Here is a 17,236-nt window from a genome sequence, read left to right as displayed (position 1 = left end):
ATCATATCTGCAAAGTTGTGGATGACCTGGTCCGGGCTGCGCGGATCATCGATGCAGCGCGCCAGACGGTCGGCCACCCGCAGTCGTTTCTCCACCTCTGCTAGAGCCAGAACGCCACTGTCCGACGACAGCATGCCGCCGTCGAAACGGGCGACGACGGACTTGCCGCCCACTGATGACAAGCCGCTCAGCGGCAGCGTAAGATCATTCATGGCGGGTGTGGTCTCCGGAAATGATTCGGATCGGCCTTAGCAACCAAATCCTAGGTCATTTCAACGGCTTGAACCACATCCGCCAACCCGCCGTGAATTTTTCAGGCTAGGTATCTGGCGCGAGTCAGGCCAAAGAGGTTCGAAAAGTTGGAGGATTGGCGCAGATACTACAACGAGGAGCGCCCATATGGGGCGATAGGGCACAAGGCCCCGATCGCAGGTCTCAGTCTGTGCCAAAGTCAACGGCGTTTCACCGCCCAGTTCCGCTAATTCCCTGCGCAGCCACCGGTTCGCTTTGCCAGAATCTCCGAAGGTCTCTTGACTAATTGGCGGCGATGTACGGGGATTTCCTGAGAGCTCAGTCTCAAACTGTGCAAAGGCCTGCTACGCTGAGGGAGGGGAGGGACGCTTGGACGAGCACGATCCGAAGGAAGAGCTGATCGAGACGATTTTCCGCAACGGCACAATCACCGTCGTGGGCATCCTGCTTGCCTTTTCGCTCGGCTTCGTCACGCATTGGGCGGCGAACCCCGTGCCATGGCGGCTCTACGACCTGTTCGCCGTTGTGCCAATCCTGGTCGGCATCGCGTTGCAGATGCGGGCGCTGTCCATGCTGCTCGACATGAGTTCGCTGCGCCGACCCATCTACGAACGCGCCAACCGCATCTTCATGGCCGGCCTCATCCTGACCGCATGCGGCGTCGGGCTGGCCATCCTGCTCGATGTCTTCGAGATGTCGGCGAAAGGTACGCTGCCCGGCGCTTAACGGCCTGTCACTGCGCTTTGGCGCTGCCGCTCATCGCTGTCAGTCGATTATTGCATCCGCCGCAGGTCCGGCATCTTGGCAGTGTCGCACCATTTGGCGCCCTTACCGCTGCATTGGCTTCCCCGGGCGCCGGCACCACTTGATCGTAGGCGCGCAGCGACACATCGCAATAGACCGGCAGTGGCGAGGCGAGGCCGAAGGGGCAAACGCCTCCAACCGGGTGTCCGGTGATTTCCGCCACCTACTCGGCGTCGAGCATGCGTGGCTTGCCGCCGAACGCATCACGCGATTTGCGGTTGTCGATGCGCGCGTCAAGCCGCCAACGCCGACGGCGATGCCGATGCGACTAGACTTAGATTAGCGGATGTTAAATTTAGAGCGTTTCGGCTTGCCGGAAATTAGGGTCTCGGTGGCATAGCGCCGCATGGTTTTGGGGTGTTGGCAGGAAGACCGGTGCGCGGGCGTGGATGGATCAAAGCGTTGCGTCAGGACGAGGCTCGGCAGGTGCGTGCGCGCATAGCCGAACTGGAGCGCGACCTCATGGCGACCACACCTATGGGGCGCCATCGGCGTTTCGAAGCCGGACACGAACTTCGCAATGCGAAGTTCCGCCTGGAGCGTCTCGAGGAATGCATCGCCGAAATGCCGGAGAAATGTAGGTGTTAGCGGAAGCTTCGCCGCTCTCAATCCTTGCCGCAACTGGGGCAGCTGGTCGGCGGGGGAACATATGACGCGGGTTACCCTCGGAAAGAGCCGGTCGCGGGAAATCCGCCCACGCGAATCTGTGAGGGCGAATGCCGAATGGCTAAAGCTACTCGACCACGACCCGACGAAATGTCGCGCTCTACAACACGCCCGTCGACATCTCGGCGACGATGCCGGGTCAAAGAGCGGGAACTAAGCCACTTCGGAACGGCCGGACTGGTGACCTCTCTCCAACTAAGTCCAAGCGGCGGCGTGAAGACCAAGAGCTGTCGTTTCTTTTTTCGGGGTTCGCCCGAAAAATCTTTAGCCCAGACCTGATTATTGTAGTCCACCTGTCGTATTTTTCAGCGAGTGTTGCACGGTAGAATGACAGCGCTTCGCCGTGTGCGGCGTGAAGCGCAGGAGGCCACGGCAAAGGCTAAAACACGGTAGGACGGCGCAGACCGTCACACTTTTCAAAAGAGACTATTCTTCAAAGGGGATCGTCATCATCGATCCGGCGGTCGGGAGGCTCGGCCGGGCTGTAGGAGGGCGATGGCAATGATGCGGTCAGGAGATGGATGGCGTGATCCACGCCAGATACCTGCACGGATCACCTCCCCAAAATGGTGGTTCGGTCCCGGAATCGAGCCGCCGTCGCGAGATTTTCGCGGCCCTGGAGGCTTCGCTGTCTGCTGTCCACAGGCCGAAGCGCGCAGCAGATGAGAGCCGGCGGCGGGTGCGCCATGCGGCAGATCTCGCGCAACCCCGACCATGATCCAGACACTGCACATCGGTCGCTTGTGTTTAGGCTCGTTCTACTGTCGTGCTGGGCGCGTGCTTCGAAGATTGTGGCTACCATCTCGAGCCGCGTGTCCGATGGCAGCGGCGGCGAAGCCCAATACCATATGAACTGCCGCCTGCCGTGATGTCGAGAGATCGCCCTTATTTGTTTCGCCGAGATGTCTGCGCTACTCTGACGGGCAGGTCTTTCAGAATCTCTACGGTGCGCGCCGCCGTCTGCACCCGTGGTTTCTCCGAGCGAATAACCCTCGCGTCCATGGTCGTCTGATCTCGGCAAGGAACACCGGGGCGGAGGCCTCGTATTCCACCATGCGATCGGATTCAGCACTTGCTGAAAACTGTCAGTTCGGATGAAAATTTTCGACTTGTTTCACTGAATAATTGAAGCCAAGATCCTGGGCAACAACGGCGCAGCGCAGGCGGTGCAGGCCCTGCTGCAGAATGCGGACAAATTAAAGAATATGCCTAAACGAAGGTTTTGGCAGCGGCAAGCAACCAACGAAGCCCTGCTGCCGCAATTAGAAAACTTACAGACGAGGTCGCGCGTTGAGGTGATCACATCGTCACGCGTTGAGGTTATCACATCGGTGCAGCGTCGTCGGCCGTGACCGCAGACGGAGCAGCGGTTGTTTGCAGCGACGGGCTTGCACAGATCAGGATGCGAGTAGGGCGTCGGGCAGATGCCCACTGCGTGATAGCCAGCGAACGGCCGCGGCACGGTCGCTCATCCACCCGCCGTTGGGATGGTAGTCCAAGAGAGATGTGCGTTCGCGTCTCATCACTTTGCGAGCCGCCGCCTCGAACCGCTCCGCCAGTCCCGGCAATGGCAGGACATTGCGCGAAAGATCTATGGATGTGGAGGTGTGTTGGAGGTCGAACGCACTAGCGTTGACGTGGTGCGGCGAGCGCACGAAGGTGCCGGGCCGACCTCTCCGACGACCAGACCGCGGGCGGTCAGCAGACGCACCTCATGGGTAGTCGCCGAGATCGTCGGCAACATGCCTGTCGAGCACCGTCGTTTCCTTCTTTCCTTCAAGGCCGGCGAACCTAACTGGGACCTGCTCGGAATACCTGGAGCCGCGTAACTGCCGGCGGTGCATTGGAAGGTCGATAACTTGGCCAAACTTTTGGAGGACCGGCGCGGAAAGCTGCTGTCAGATCTCGAGAAGGTCCTCATGAGAGGACTTCTGAGCCTGGACACCAAGCTCCGCGACGGAAACCGCCGTCTCACGGGGATGCGCCTGCGACATTCGATTTACCCGCGCTCCTCTGGACAGCCTGTACAAGGGGGAGGTAGGCAGCTCGCCCTTAAAATATCCGCCTAACGCAGCCCCGCTTGCTCGGCCTCTCTGCGCAAATTCTGCCTCGGCCTTGGCCCGAGCTGCTGGATGACCAGCCCGGCCGCCAGCGAGCCGAGATCGCCGCAATCCTTCAAGCTGCGGCCTTGCGTGTAGCCGTAGAGGAAGCCGGCGGCATAGAGGTCGCCGGCGCCGGTGGTGTCGACCAGCTCCCGGATCTTGGTCGCGTTGACGGTGACGGTCTCGTCGCCGCGCACGATGACCGAGCCCATTTCCGAGCGGGTGACGGCGGCGATCTTGCAGTCGTTGCGGATCTGGGCCAGCGCCTCGTCGAAGGAGGCGGTCTGGTAGAGCGACTTGATCTCGTGGGTGTTGGCAAAGACGATGTCGACGGTGCCCGAACGCATCAGGTCGAGGAACTCGTCGCGGTAGCGGTCGACGCAGAACGAATCCGACAGCGTCATCGACACTTCGCGGCCGGCGGCATGCGCGAGCTTCGCCGTCTGCCGGATCGCTTCCTTGGCGCGCGGCGGGTCCCACAGATAGCCCTCGAAATAGGTGACCGCCGCCCCCGAAGCCTTGTCAGCCTCGACATCCTCCGGCCCAAGCTCGATGCAGGCGCCGAGATAGGTGTTCATCGAGCGCTCGCCGTCGGGCGTGACGAAGATCATCGAGCGCGCCGTCGGCGGCTGGCCGTTGAGCGGCTTGGTGTCGAAGGCGACGCCCTGCGCGTGGATGTCATGGGCGTAGATTTCGCCGAGCGGGTCGTTCGAGACCTTGCCGAAGAAGGCGGCGCGGCCGCCGAAGCTGGCGACGCCCGCCGCCGTGTTGCCGGCGCTGCCGCCGGAGGCTTCGATGGCCGGGCCCATGCGGCTGTAGAGCAGCTCGGCGCGCCTCGTGTCGATCAGGTTCATCGCGCCCTTGATGATGCCGTTCGTCTCCAGGAACACCTCGTCGCACTGGGCGATGATGTCGACAATGGCATTACCGATACAAAGCACGTCATAATCCGGCATCAATGATGTCTCCGCGAAAAAACCACCGGCTTTCTGCCACGCCGGCCGGGCGCTCGTTAGCGAGTTGGAATCGGGGTCCCGCATGCCGCCGGATCCAACATCGGCCGTCACGCAGCTGCGGGTCCTGCCTCCCGCAGCAAGGCGTCAGCTCTGTCCGTTCTTTCCCAGGTGAACTCAGGCTCTTCACGGCCGAAGTGTCCGTATGTCGCGGTCTTGCGGTATATCGGGCGTAAGAGATCAAGCATCTTGATGATGCCTTTCGGTCGGAGATCGAAAAGCTCAAGAACGACGCGCTCGATTCTTTTTTCCTCGATCCTTGCGGTTCCGAAGGTGTTGACGAGGATAGACACCGGCGCGGCCACGCCGATCGCGTAAGCAAGCTGCACCTCGCAGACCTCCGCAAGTCCGCTAGCCACGATATTCTTCGCGACATACCGGGCCGCATAGGCTGCCGAGCGGTCAACCTTGGACGGGTCCTTGCCCGAAAAGGCGCCGCCACCGTGACGCCCCATCCCACCGTAGGAATCGACGATGATCTTGCGTCCAGTGAGGCCGCAGTCGCCGCGCGGCCCACCGACTACGAACCGCCCCGTTGGATTGACCAAGAACCTGGTCCCCGTCGTGTCCAAGTGGGACGGCAAGACCGGCTTTATGATCTCCTCAATGACGCCTTCCCGGACCGTTTCTTGTGAGACCTCCTCCGCATGTTGCGTCGACAGGACTACGGTATCCAGCGCCACCGGGCGGAGACCTTCATAGCGAACGGACACTTGAGACTTCACGTCCGGGCGCAGCCAGCCAAGCTGTCCCGCTTTGCGGACCTCTGCCTGTCTTTTCGTCAAGCAGTGAGCGAGCTGGATCGGCAAGGGCATCAGTGTATCGGTCTCGCTGCATGCGAATCCGAACATGAGGCCCTGATCCCCCGCGCCCTGCTCGAGATCCTGCCCTCGTCCCTCGTCAACGCCCTGGCTAATGTCGGGCGACTGCTCGGTGAGAGCCACAACGACGGCGCAACGCCGACCATCAAAGCCGACGGCATCGTCATCGTATCCAATATCGAGGATCGTATCGCGGGCAATCTGGCTGTAATCGACCTGCGCATCGCTGGTGATCTCGCCAGCCAGAACGACCATCCCTGTCTTCACCAACGCTTCACAAGCGACGCGCGCTTTCGGATCGGTGCGGAGGATCGCATCGAGGATGGCATCCGAGATGTTGTCGGCCATCTTATCCGGGTGTCCCGCGCCGACGGATTCGGAAGAGAACACGAATTGCCTAGTCATGGAATGTCCTCGCTTCAGCTGTTGGAGTTAGGTGGGGACATTTGATTTGCCCGCCTTACCTGTCGGTGATGCCAGGGATATCGAATGCAGCGCAGAAGTCGGCAACCTCTCTTCGCACGCAGGCATGAACATCCGGATCATTGGGCTGGCTGCAGACCAAGTCGATGAAAGCGGCAATCTGCACCATTTCTCCCTCGCGCATGCCCATGGACGTCACCGCTGGTGTCCCTAAGCGGATGCCGCTTGTGAGCGCCGGATGCCGCGAGTCGCCCGGCACCATATTGAAGTTTGTAATGATGCCCGCCTTTGCCAATCGCTCGGCATAGGCTTTGCCTGACAATGGTCGATCGCGGAGATCAAGGATCAGCATGTGATTGTCAGTCCCCCCGGTGACCAGGTCATAACCTCGGTCCAGAAACGCTTGGGCCAGAGCCTTGGCATTCTTGACGATCTGCTGACCATAGACACGGAAGGACGGGTTCGCGGCTTCCTGCAAAGCGACAGCGAGCGCGGCGATGATATTCATATGCGGCCCGCCTTGCAGGAGAGGGAACACCGCGCGATCTATCCGTTTGGCGAGATTGTGTTTGCTCTTCGGATGATAGAGCGCCTGATAGCGGTCTTCATTCCTTGACAAAATGAAGCCTCCGCGGGGACCGCGTATCGACTTGTGAGACGTGCTGCTGACGACGTCGCAATGGCCGACGGGATTCGGATGCGCTCCTGCGACAATCAGGCCACTGATGTGCGCGATGTCGGCCACGAGATAGCAGTTCGCCTCCGAAGCGATTTCGGCCATTGCCGCGTAGTCAAAGACACGCGGATAAGCAGTTCCGCCGACCCAAATGAGTTTCGGCCGTTCCCGCTTGGCCGTCTCGCGCAAGCGGTCATAGTCGATTTGCTGCGTCTTTTCGTGGAGCCCATAGGGAACGCGTTTATAATCAGTGCCGGAGAAGTTGACGGCCCAACCATGAGTCAGATGACCGCCACCGGGGAGAGGCAAGCCCATGACTTTGTCTCCCGGACTCAACAGTGCTCGATAGATGGCCTGATTGGCTGGTGAGCCTGAATAAGGCTGGACGTTAGCGTGTTCACAGCCGAATAGCGCCTTCAAGCGCTCGATGGCGAGGTTCTCAAGCTCATCGACGATCTCGTTTCCCGCGTAATAGCGCGCACCAGGGTATCCCTCGGCGTACTTGTTGGTGAAAATCGAGCCGGTCGCTTTCAGCACGGCCGAAGAGGCGAAGTTCTCGGAAGCGATCAGTTTGAGCGTCGTCCGCTCCTGCCGCTGCTGTCTTAGAAGCAGTTCGTGAACGCGGTAATCGACCGCGGCCAAGTGAGACCGCCCGGAGGTGTCGGGCTGCGCGATGGCGCCGGCGGCGGAATTGTCCATGGCAGTTTCGCGCTCCAATTGGATTGATCTATTTCACGATAAGCAGGCGGTCCCCGTCGACCGCGCGTCTTGAATTGCTTCGAGGCGTTGTAGGTCTCGTTTATGATAACCATCGCCATGGGGCAGGAGATCGACCAACAATTGAACCAGCCCATCGTCCTTGCTTCCCGCTTTGAGATGGTACGAGGACCACGGCCGTCGTTCGTTGCAGCAAAGAAAGTCGGCTCTGGCGAGCAGCCGGACGTGTCGCACAACGTGCTCGCGACGCCGCCCCAGAATCTCCGCTAGCTCGCAGACCGTTAGGTCCGCATGCGCGCAAAGGCCCAGGATTCGAAGGCGATCAAGATGCGCTGCCGTCCGTAAACGACTGACCAGTGTCATCATTTGTCAGCATCAAGCCATATGGAAAGACTGGGCACTTGCCCTACTGACTTTGACATTTGGCGTTCTCCGTAGATGCTACAGCTTTCGAACGAATTATGTTTTTGCTTCCAAGCGACCAGATACTCACGCTGGTCGCGAGGGTACATGCTTGTTTTGTAAGCATGACTTGTTTCGAGCCGACGGTGGCGGTGTTCGAAGAACCAAGATGAGCGCTCTTCTTGCCATTTCCTTCAAACCAGAGATTTCATGCTGTTCGCGGCACCACGTGTCTTGCCCCGCTAACCTCAGATGTTGCGATAAGCGTACCATTCACAGCGGTTTAGAGTTGCTAAGTGTCTATAAATTTCTTTGAAGGATCTGTTGCAACGCGGGCTCTTCTTCACTGATGTCTTCACGCCCGCACGCCCGCACGCCCGCACGACCAGCGAGCCGCCGATCGCGTTCGCGTTCGCCTTCCGCTGCCTTCATCGGCCGAACGATGTCGGCGAGGAACGAACCCTCCGTAAAAAGCTTGTCGCGGAAACAGGTTCATAGCAGCACGATGCCGCTCATGGCCGCCTGGCTCAATTTGATGCTGCGTGCTTAGTATCCATAGCGTGGATGGGGCTGCATCAAAAAAACGATTTGGCGGAACTTTCGAAATGCGCCATTCAAAAAAACGAGACCACGTGCATCGACCCAAATTTTGCCAGCGGGCACGATTTGGGTGGGAACCTTAGCTATCGCGACATCTGGCGGCGTTTGCGGCGACGAGCGATTGTGACTTGCCAAACTGGAGGAGTCTTGAGGCGGGACACAAATTATCGACTGTTGAATCGGGGCATTAGCCCTCGACGATCCGTCGCAGCTCGCCAGGAATCCGTTCAAGCTGGCGCGTCAAGGACTCGTCGCATATCACATGGATAGTCTCCGACGCGGCCATCCGCAACCTGGCGCGGGTGCTTGCGCCAGGCGGCATCTGGTTTTCGGATCGGCGCGCGATACCACTTGCCGTCGCTGGAGTCACGCCGCTGGTGCCGAGACGGTCATACCCATGCTGAACCAGACGTTGATTGAGGGCGAGCGTCCGCGGTGCCGGGGTGAATCGATCAGCCAAGACTGCTCGCCCGCTTCTGGAGTCCGATTCGGCTTTCGGACGACCCGAATTGCCGGCGATAGCATCAACTGTACGCATGACGGGGCGATCGCCCTGTTGATGACGACGGCTCATCTTTTGCATTGAGCAGGAGAAGCGGAGCAACAAGCTGCGATATCAAGCCATCGGCAATCTCAACGCAATTGGTAGCCCACCATCCGCGCGGCGTGGAGGGTGATGTTTGCTTTGGGATACAAGGCTTTATAAGCGCCGTTCTCCTTTGTTCATTCTGATTAGACGGCATGAGGGCCGAAACAATGTCTTATGAAGCGATCTTTAGCCTTGGATCGGACTGCACTCCTGCCTATCAAATTAGACGATATTTCAAAGGGCGCCCGAGTAGCTGTTTTGATTGGCTTGTGACGCCTGTAGCCTCGATCGAACGAATATTGGCGGACGATGGATCACAATTTGGGCTTCGCGTATCAGCGTGCTTCAATGGTACGACTGCTCTTTGCGAGAATTACGGGATCATCTACCATCATGAGTTTGAGAGGAAAAAGTCCAACGCAGTGATTTTTACGCCGGAGTCTTTACAGTCCTGTCGTGACAAGCTGATTCACAAATACAACAAGATGCTTGATATTGCTCGGACGCGCAAAACGTTGTTTGTGCGCTATGTCTCTGGAACGGATGCTCCAGGTGATCGGCAGCGAGGGCAGCCGTTTGGAACAGAAGGTCTCCAGGAGATGATCACTCTACTTGAGAAAAAGTTGGGACACTCAAACTTCCATCTGGCATTTTTTCGCGCCATCGGAAACCCATACGATGAATCGGAATTCACAGGGCCGCTCCCAGAGCGCTGCAGTGTCCATAAGGAGAACCATGTTCCTGGTCGACTGGGCGATGATGAGGCGTGGAACGAGTTCTTCTCTGCAATGGGACTTTCGCCAGACCGTCCACCGCTGCTGTAGTCTTCAAGGTCGTGCTGCACGGCCAGTCAGAGCAACACAGGCGGTATAGAATTCGTGGAGATTGAGCTGTCGCACTCTATGCCAAGAGCTGACTAATTCGAGTTCTTCATGATATCTCGTAACACCGCTTTTCCTCAAACGGATCCGGCAATAGGTCCGCTCAATCGGACCACCGAGATGCAGCTTTTCATTCCGTTAGAATGAGCTTTGGAAACGGAGGATGCCGCCGACGCTGTTCTTTTTGTTGGCGTCAGTCCAGTTCACGTTGGAAGGGCCGACCATGCCGACTCCGAAGTTGCCGTAGTCGTCATAGTCGACTTCGGCTGTGACCGTGAAACCTGGAACGACCGTATAGGCGACGTTTGCAGCCACACCATAGTTCTTGAGCTGATCACCCGAGACCTGAAGGTTGAACGAAGTTTTCTCGTTGAACTTGTAAGTGCCGCCGGCCCAGAAGGCCCAGTTGCCGCCCCACTGCTTGTAGAAGCCACGGCCATTGGCGTCGATGACGTTAGTGGAGTCATCGTTGAGCTTGCCGTTGGAGCCGTAGCCGAACATTCCGAATAGCGACAGTTCGTTGGTGACATTGACGTCGACGCGGACCTTGCCGGCCACCGATTCGTAATTGTTGTCATAGGCGATAACGCCCGTAACCGCGCCCCAGCCTTGCGTATATTTCACTCCGCCGACGACGTGCGGAACATAGCTGTCGATAGTACCGACTACGCCAGAGCCTTCTTCGAATGAAACCACAGCCGAAAAGCCGTTACTGGCGTCAAAGTAGTACTGAACCACGTTTGTATCGAAGTCGCCGTACGGAACAAGCATCTGATTGAGGACGTCCCCAGGGTAGCCAATAAATGTATCAAAGGCCGACCAGTCCTTGCCAACTCGGAGGCCACCAAGCTGAATCCAGGCGGAAGTCAACGTGATGTCTCTGTTGAAGGCATAGTTCTGATGACTGTCCGGACCCGGATAAGCATTGCGGTTACCGAAGTTCATGCGGGTTTCGGTATAGGTCTTCAACATGCCGAGTTCGGTCTCCTGGCGAGTCCAAGTTTTGAACGTGAAGCGCGTGTTGTTTCGCCATGTACCTTGATCCACGCCAGTCCTCGCATCCGAGGTTCTTGCGCGGTCATACGATCGGGTATCGCCGGCGCCGATTTCGTAACGGACATAGCCGCCGATGCGCAGGCAGGTTTCGGTACCGGGGATGTAGAAGTAGCCAGCGCCGTAGACGTCGCAGATCTTGACGTATTCAGCGGGTTCCGGCTCGGCGACAACGACGGCGTCGGCGGCGCGCGCACCGGAAACCGCGATCAGGGCCGCAGCTGAGCCGAGAAGAGGGCTCGTGATGTTCATTCTTGATCTCCGTTCAAAGCTTAAAAAGAGGGGAGGACCTCAAAGAATTGACCTTTGCCCTATCCCCGCGATCGAAGAAGATGCGCGCCGCGCTGTTCCTTCGCAGTGTGACGCTATCCGTCACGATAATTGTTCAAGAACAAATTTGACGAAGCTAAAGTCATATTTTAGACAATGCCGCCGTTGTGTCTGAACGAATATTATTTGCTGCAATACTGCGCATTTGTACAATTAAGTGGATGGCAGAATTAATACATGACCTGGAGCGCTAGAGAGCCGACCTGAGTTAGGCTGAACAAAGCGCAACATGACTGCAGCTCCTATGCCTCGGCGCGCTGCGCCTCGACGCAGCTCTTCAGCCAAAGTCTTCGGTTGCCCGGGGGATTCAGCACTTCTGAGCCAATCGCCATAGTCATCTCCGCTAGTTGTGGGTAGACCGTCACAACGGCTTCCAAAGTTGACTGGGCAAGTGACGTGCCATCCTGAAGACGTAGCTGCGCGCTGACACCCAAGTTGGCCGGCGCACCTTGGTCGCGCGTCCTTCTCTTTTGCTTTGAGGGTCAAGCGGAGCACGAAAAGCAAACGTTAGGATGTGGTTCGTCTGTTCGATCCGCGACAATTTCGTTCAATGGCGACGGCTTTTGTTTGCTATGAAACCTCGAGATTGAGACATCATGCGGCAGCACCGTCTCGGTACGTCAGGCGAGATGCCCCACTGACGCCGACATAATAGTCACGAGCGAGGTCGGGCATGCGGCTCTTGGAGCATGGCCCAGGCCGTAAGCGCATCGTTAGGGCGGAGGGCCACGCCTCGGTCGTGGCGAAGCTGGTCATGATCCCGGGCGCCAGCTTGCCAATCAGATCCGGACAAAGTGATTTCGCAAGGCTGGGAAGATCGACACGAACCGTTGTAAACCGCCTCTGGATCGGAAGCCGTTGGCCCGTTCTGTTTTTGCAGCAGCACATGCGAGTTCTCGGCGCGATTGTTAAGTCCCTTGTGCGAGCGATGCTCGACTTGCGGCCACCTGGCGCTTTGCCGCATAGGAGCGCGATTTGTCGATGATCATGCCCCCTGAGGGCGCAGCCCTGCTTTCAGCAACGGGTCAGTAGGCGCTTGGGAGCCTTAGGGTCCGGACCCATAAGTTCGCGATTGAGATCGGCGGTACTTCCCACACAGGCCTTAGAAAGATGGATCGTTCCCAAGCCGTGCGAGGATTGCCCGCGCCTCGTCGCTGATTTCGCGGACAATCTCGGCGGCCGGCTGGACGCGGCGGACGAGGCTGACGCCTTGGCCCGACCATAGGGCAAGGGCGTCGATATCGCCCTCGTCACCCGATCCCGGCGTATGAGATTGGTATGCAACCACGTCGCCATATGGCGACTTTGCAACGACCGCGCCTTCGTGGGGACGCCTACCCGCCGGCGGGCGTCCGGCTGCCTCCCAAGCTTCAATCGTTTTGTTGCGGAGGCTACGGTGCGGAGCGTCGGGCCAGCCGACATCGAAAACAGTCCCGTATTCTGTGTCCGTCTCCTTGGCTGTGAGGATGCGGTCGCGATAGCGCGGGTGGATTGGAGCTTCGATGCTCGCGAGAAAGCGGGTACCGATCCAAGCGCCCGCGGCACCAAGTGCCATCGCCGCGGCTAGACCGCGTCCATCCGCAATGCCACCGGCAGCAAGAACGGGGACTGGCGCGACCTGGTCAACAACCGCCGGAACCAACGCCATCGTGGCAACTGTACCGTAAACGTGGCCACCCGCCTCCCAGCCCTGCGCGACGATTGCGTCGGCACCATCTGCGGCTGATATCCGAGCCTGTTCGGCGCCTCCTGCCGTATGCAGGACCTTTGCCCCGCCACGATGCGCCGCAGCCGTCAGCGAACCTGCCTGGCCCCAGAAAAATGAGACTACCGGCACGCCTTCTTCCAAGCAGATCGCGAGGCGCTCCTCCTGCGGATAAGTCAACACGAGATTGACGCCGAACGGCCGTTTGGTCAGGGCCTTGGTGGCCCGAATTTCTGCGCGTACCGCTTCAGGCAGACTCCAGCCGAGGGCGAGCATCCCGAGACCGCCTGCATTGCTCACCGCGGCGGCGAATTGCGGAGAAGTAGCTCCACCCAGGGCCGCCTGGACAATCGGAATTTCTATGCCGACGAGAGTGGTGAAGGCGTTGGGCATTGCGCTCCCCCTGAGTCCTTCATCCGGGCGCGGCCTTTTGCCCGATTTAGGGACAGTGGTCCAAAGGAGGCACGGAATCAACGGGGATTTCGCCGCAAAGGGAGACTACAAGGATGAATCACGATTATTTCTGGCTGACCGAGGAGCAGTTCGGGCGACTCGCGGCGCTGTTGCCAACTGACACACGCGGCAAGCGGCGGGTTGATGATCGCCGGGTAATCAGCGGCATCGTGCATGTCCTGAAATCAGTCGGTCGTTGGGTCGACGCACCGATGCCTACGGCCCGCGCAAGACGCTCTACAACCGCTTCGTCCGATGGGCAGCCAAGGGCATCTGGGTCGACATCTTCCATGCCCTGGTCTCGGCTGGCGGAACACCGGCGGAGGTGCTCATCGACTCCTCGGCGGTGAAGGCGCATCGCTGCGCCTCAGGCGGCAAAGGGGGGGAACAAAATCAGGCGATCGGCCGATCGCGTGGTGGGCGAACCACGAAAATCCACGCCCTGACCGATGGCCTATGCCGCCCGATCGCTTTCCTTTTGACCGGTGGCCAGGTCGCCGATTGCACCGCCGGGGATTTGCTTCTGGAGCAGATGCCCAAAAGCCCGATCGTGCATGCCGACAAGGGCTATGACAGCAACGCAATCCGCAACAAGGTCGAGGGTAAAGGGGCAATGCCGAACATCCCACCCAAGGCCAACCGGCGCTGGAGAAATTGCTTCTCGCCGTTCCTTTACCGCGATCGCAACGCCATCGAGCGCATGTTCGGACGCCTCAAGGATTTCCGCCGAATCGCCACACGATACGATCGATCGGCGACGAACTTCCTTGCCGCCGTCTGCCTCGCGGCCATCGTCAGCTACTGGTTATGAGTCCGGACCCTAGCATTGCGGCGGACCTGGACGATCTCCTCGAGCATATTCCCGTTCTGATAGACGGCGGTCCACTGCCAATGCCTGTCGCCGACAATCGATACCACGAGCTCATCGAGATGCCAGATATCGTTACGCGACGGCGTCTTACGAGCCAGCCAGCGAGCAAAGTCTGGTCCCAACGCCGTATCGACCGGCCAGGTGTTCACACTCTTGCCATCCAGCCAAGACTGATCGGCGACATCGCCCGCGTGAGCATTCACATTGGCGAAATACAAGGTTCGCGCCGAAGCGAACGAATTGACATAGCGCAGAGACACAGGAGAGCGCAGCGGTAAGGATGATGGTTATCAGCATAGGAAGGGAACTGTTGCAGACCTCATGCCTGACAAAATATCGCGAGGCCCGCCTGCCTTGGTACACCATCTATCCGACTGTGCCGGAGTTCTCCGCGGCGGTCGGTGCCAAGACTTATGAGGGATGGCTCAGGGACCTACCGGCTGACGATCCGGTGTCACTCTATCTCCACGTTCCGTTCTGCCGGTCGATGTGCTGGTATTGCGGCTTCCCTACCACCATCACCCGCCGGGATGCGCTGATCCTCAATTACTTGGCGGTGCTGCGTGACGAGATCCGTTTGGTCTCGGAGCAAACGCCGCGGGCACTGCCCGTGAGCGACGTGCATTTCGGCGGCGGAACGCCGACCCTCATCGGGCCAGCTGAGTTTCTCGCTCTCATGGAGTTCCTGCGCCGCCACTTCGCGTTCAAGAGAACGGCTAAGGTCGCCGTCGAGATCGACCCACGCACGTTTACGGCCGAGATGGCCGAAGCCTTAGGAGCAGCCGACGTGAACCGCGCGAGCCTCGGCGTGCAGAGCTTCGATCCCATTGTTCAAAAGGCGATCAACCGGGTCCAGAGCGAGGCGCAAACGGCGGCTGTCGTCGAAGAGCTGCGCCGGCATGGAGTAGGCCGCATCAATTTCGACCTCATCTTCGGTCTCCCGCATCAGACGGTGCAGTCCTGCGTCCAGACCGCAAGGGCGGCGGTCGCCATGCGCCCCAACCGGCTTGCGGTGTTCGGCTACGCGCACATTCCGTCCGTAATAAAGAATCAGCGCCAGATCGAGGAGACAGCACTGCCGGACAGCGCTGCCCGCGCCGAACAGGCTGCGGCCGTGGCCGAGACGCTGGTTGCCGCCGGCTACCGAGAGATCGGGCTCGACCATTTCGCCTTGCCGGAGGACGAGCTCGCGCTGGCACAGAAAACCGGTTGCATGCGGCGCAACTCGCTGGGTTATTCGGCCGACACCTGCAAAACCCTGATCGGTTTCGGCGCGTCGGCTATCGGCCGTGTCGGCGAGGGTTACGTCCAGAACGAGGTTACACGCGATTCCTACACCCGCCACATCGCAGCTGGCCGTCTGGCGACGTCGAAGGGGTACCGTCTCGCTGACGAAGACCGCGTGCGAGCCGCAATCATCGAGCGGCTAATGTGCGATCTCGAGGCTGATGTGCCGGCAATCTGTGCCGCCCACGGATTTGATCCGATCCGTTTTCTCGATTCAGCTGAAGGCTTGGCGATGCTGGCCGAGGACGGGATAGTGGACATCGAAAAGGGTTTCATTCGCGTGCGGCAGGAGCATCGCTTTGTGATTCGCGCTGTTGCTGCCGCATTCGATGCTTTTCTGGACCGGGTCGCCCCGTAAGCACGGCGAATCGGCATGAGCGAGGGCCAGGTCGACGCCGAAGCGGAATTCGACGCCCCATGGCCGAAAGCCTGTCATGAAATGCCGCCACTACCTGGCGCTGGTGGGATGGACCTCGCCGCGGAGAGCAACCCGAGGCGGAAGCGGCGGGCGAGGTCGGGCTCATCTCCATCGAGACGCCCCGAGATGTGGCTGGCGAACCGGTCAAGATCACCCGGCGCGGCGCGGCCACGCCCGGCTCGCGTCATCTGGCCGGGCGTTGCCGCATCCAACGCGCCAGCCTCTTCCTAGTCAGCCGGTAATTTCGACAAACAGCTGTTGCTGCATTGCGATCCGTACCTGGTGTACTGATTTGTCCTCCAGCCCCCTTAACGCTGCGGGCTCGTCTGTCAGCTCGTGGTCAGGATGAAACGGCGGTTCGGCGCCAGCGCCGGCCGCGCATTCATCGGGTAAAGCGCGGTGAACTTCTCGATGTCGGCGGCGCCAACCTGCAGCGGCTCGCGTGCGACCATCCAGTCGACGATCTCCGAGCATGGCGGCGTCGTCAGCGAGCCCTCGTAGCTCCAATAGTCCAGCGAGGCCGGTAGCAGGCCGTTCGGATCCACATCCTCAACCAAGGCCACGCCGCCCGCCTCAGCCTGGAAAGCTGCCGCGAGGCTTGCAAGTGCCTCGTTTTTCGCACCCGGTGTCAGGAAGACGCCAAGCACGCCGAGCCCTCCGCTTTCGCGATTCTTATGGACGAAGTGCACCTCCATGGGGAAGGTCTTGCCTTCCACCAGATGTTCGCTCGGCGCGTGGAAGTGATATTGCAGCAGGTCGAAGGTTCTGCCGCCCCGGGTGAGCGTGCTGCCTTCCGGCACGTTGATCTGGATCGTGTGGCCGTTGTTGACGATCGTGCCGCCGCCTGCCTTCCAGTCGATGCCGATCTGCGGGATATCCGCCTTGATGGCCCCCGTCAGGTTCAGAGGCGACTGCTGCGCGCCGGCCGAGCACGCGGCATTCGCGCCATCGAGCGCCCCCCAGTGCTCCGGGCCGCTTTTCCCTTGATAACTCCAATGGACGCCTTCGTCGGCAAAACCTGGCCGCGCGCAGATCGCGCATGCGCCTAATGTTATGAACCCCCCAATCAAATTGCGCCGTTGCATGTGTTCGTTCACTCCTTTTCTACTATGGGATCAAATGCCTCTGCGCCCGCAGAGAATGAGGTTCGCTTCGGTGACGTGGATGCCGTGC

At 59.5% G+C, this 17,236-nt stretch carries 13 protein-coding genes and 7 pseudogenes; 8 read left to right on the top strand and 12 right to left on the bottom strand.

The window, feature by feature from the left end:
- Positions 1 to 212 (bottom strand): transposase (locus tag IQ26_RS32905; RefSeq protein WP_208760263.1); only part of this gene is annotated, 212 nt, incomplete at its 3' end.
- 141 nt (positions 213 to 353) lie between these two features.
- Between IQ26_RS32905 and IQ26_RS41840 the strand changes: the two are divergent.
- Positions 354 to 482: pseudogene (locus tag IQ26_RS41840) on the top strand (integrase core domain-containing protein); the annotation flags it as partial.
- Here IQ26_RS41840 and IQ26_RS41150 read toward each other — a convergent pair.
- Positions 444 to 539, bottom strand: a pseudogene (locus IQ26_RS41150) (antitoxin Xre/MbcA/ParS toxin-binding domain-containing protein); the annotation flags it as partial. The pseudogenes IQ26_RS41840 and IQ26_RS41150 overlap by 39 nt on opposite strands.
- 82 nt (positions 540 to 621) lie before the next feature.
- Here IQ26_RS41150 and IQ26_RS32890 point away from each other — a divergent pair.
- Positions 622 to 978: a hypothetical protein gene (locus IQ26_RS32890; RefSeq protein WP_145722535.1), complete on the top strand. Its 357-nt coding sequence runs from the start codon at positions 622 to 624 to the stop codon at positions 976 to 978.
- 7 nt (positions 979 to 985) lie between these two features.
- Here the strand turns inward: IQ26_RS32890 and IQ26_RS32885 are convergent.
- The 5 genes and pseudogenes from IQ26_RS32885 to IQ26_RS32860 all read right to left on the bottom strand — a co-directional run.
- Positions 986 to 1,297: pseudogene (locus tag IQ26_RS32885) on the bottom strand (YbaK/EbsC family protein); the annotation flags it as partial.
- A gap of 38 nt (positions 1,298 to 1,335) precedes the next feature.
- Positions 1,336 to 1,665, bottom strand: a complete 330-nt coding sequence (locus IQ26_RS39300; RefSeq protein ID WP_156090966.1) for a hypothetical protein — start codon at positions 1,663 to 1,665, stop codon at positions 1,336 to 1,338.
- 2,122 nt (positions 1,666 to 3,787) lie between these two features.
- On the bottom strand, positions 3,788 to 4,780 hold the full coding sequence (locus IQ26_RS32870) for an adenosine kinase (protein WP_145722533.1): 993 nt from the start codon (positions 4,778 to 4,780) through the stop codon (positions 3,788 to 3,790).
- Positions 4,781 to 4,887: 107 nt separating this feature from the next.
- Positions 4,888 to 6,063, bottom strand: coding sequence for a methionine adenosyltransferase (metK, locus tag IQ26_RS32865; RefSeq protein WP_145722532.1), 1,176 nt, complete (start codon positions 6,061 to 6,063; stop codon positions 4,888 to 4,890).
- Positions 6,064 to 6,118: 55 nt separating this feature from the next.
- Positions 6,119 to 7,456, bottom strand: coding sequence for a serine hydroxymethyltransferase (locus IQ26_RS32860; protein WP_145722531.1), 1,338 nt, complete (start codon positions 7,454 to 7,456; stop codon positions 6,119 to 6,121).
- A gap of 102 nt (positions 7,457 to 7,558) precedes the next feature.
- Here IQ26_RS32860 and IQ26_RS39295 point away from each other — a divergent pair, with 102 nt between their 5' ends.
- From IQ26_RS39295 to IQ26_RS32845, 4 genes and pseudogenes are all read left to right on the top strand, one after another.
- Positions 7,559 to 7,744, top strand: a complete 186-nt coding sequence (locus IQ26_RS39295) for a hypothetical protein (protein ID WP_156090965.1) — start codon at positions 7,559 to 7,561, stop codon at positions 7,742 to 7,744.
- A gap of 994 nt (positions 7,745 to 8,738) precedes the next feature.
- Positions 8,739 to 8,885, top strand: a pseudogene (locus tag IQ26_RS41700) (SAM-dependent methyltransferase); the annotation flags it as partial.
- 42 nt (positions 8,886 to 8,927) lie between these two features.
- Positions 8,928 to 9,120 (top strand): annotated as a pseudogene (locus tag IQ26_RS41695) (carbamoyltransferase N-terminal domain-containing protein); the annotation flags it as partial.
- Positions 9,121 to 9,232: 112 nt separating this feature from the next.
- Complete coding sequence (locus tag IQ26_RS32845; RefSeq protein WP_162458141.1) at positions 9,233 to 9,889, top strand: hypothetical protein; 657 nt, start codon at positions 9,233 to 9,235, stop codon at positions 9,887 to 9,889.
- Positions 9,890 to 10,084: 195 nt separating this feature from the next.
- On the opposite strand, the gene IQ26_RS32840 is transcribed toward IQ26_RS32845, so the two are convergent.
- From IQ26_RS32840 to IQ26_RS32830, 3 genes and pseudogenes are all read right to left on the bottom strand, one after another.
- Positions 10,085 to 11,251, bottom strand: coding sequence for a porin (locus IQ26_RS32840; protein WP_145722528.1), 1,167 nt, complete (start codon positions 11,249 to 11,251; stop codon positions 10,085 to 10,087).
- Between the two features lie 866 nt (positions 11,252 to 12,117).
- A pseudogene (locus IQ26_RS40715) lies at positions 12,118 to 12,318 on the bottom strand (DDE-type integrase/transposase/recombinase); the annotation flags it as partial.
- A gap of 113 nt (positions 12,319 to 12,431) precedes the next feature.
- Positions 12,432 to 13,427 (bottom strand): NAD(P)H-dependent flavin oxidoreductase, encoded by a 996-nt coding sequence (locus IQ26_RS32830; protein ID WP_145722527.1) that lies wholly within the window; start codon positions 13,425 to 13,427, stop codon positions 12,432 to 12,434.
- Positions 13,428 to 13,540: 113 nt separating this feature from the next.
- Between IQ26_RS32830 and IQ26_RS32825 the strand changes: the two genes are divergently transcribed.
- Positions 13,541 to 14,298 (top strand): IS5 family transposase gene (locus tag IQ26_RS32825; protein WP_145722526.1). Its coding sequence is split into 2 segments (ribosomal slippage): positions 13,541 to 13,700 and positions 13,700 to 14,298, totalling 759 coding nucleotides; the frame shifts between segments, so codons are not numbered across the junction.
- An 8-nt stretch (positions 14,299 to 14,306) separates the two neighbouring features.
- Here IQ26_RS32825 and IQ26_RS41690 read toward each other — a convergent pair.
- Positions 14,307 to 14,471: pseudogene (locus IQ26_RS41690) on the bottom strand (IS6 family transposase); the annotation flags it as partial.
- Between the two features lie 167 nt (positions 14,472 to 14,638).
- Here IQ26_RS41690 and hemN point away from each other — a divergent pair.
- Positions 14,639 to 16,003 carry an oxygen-independent coproporphyrinogen III oxidase gene (hemN, locus tag IQ26_RS32815; RefSeq protein WP_407660232.1) on the top strand — a complete coding sequence of 455 codons (1,365 nt, stop codon included), beginning with the start codon at positions 14,639 to 14,641 and terminating at the stop codon, positions 16,001 to 16,003.
- Positions 16,004 to 16,392: 389 nt separating this feature from the next.
- Here the strand turns inward: hemN and IQ26_RS32810 are convergent, their stop codons facing one another.
- Positions 16,393 to 17,148, bottom strand: a complete 756-nt coding sequence (locus IQ26_RS32810) for a carbonic anhydrase (protein ID WP_145722524.1) — start codon at positions 17,146 to 17,148, stop codon at positions 16,393 to 16,395.
- Positions 17,149 to 17,236 lie beyond the last annotated feature (88 nt).

Origin of the sequence: Mesorhizobium tianshanense (genome assembly GCF_007830515.1) — a bacterium.
GTDB lineage: Bacteria > Pseudomonadota > Alphaproteobacteria > Rhizobiales > Rhizobiaceae > Mesorhizobium > Mesorhizobium tianshanense.
The sequence above is the reverse complement of the archived record's forward strand: the minus strand, read 5'-3'. Positions and strand labels throughout refer to the sequence as shown.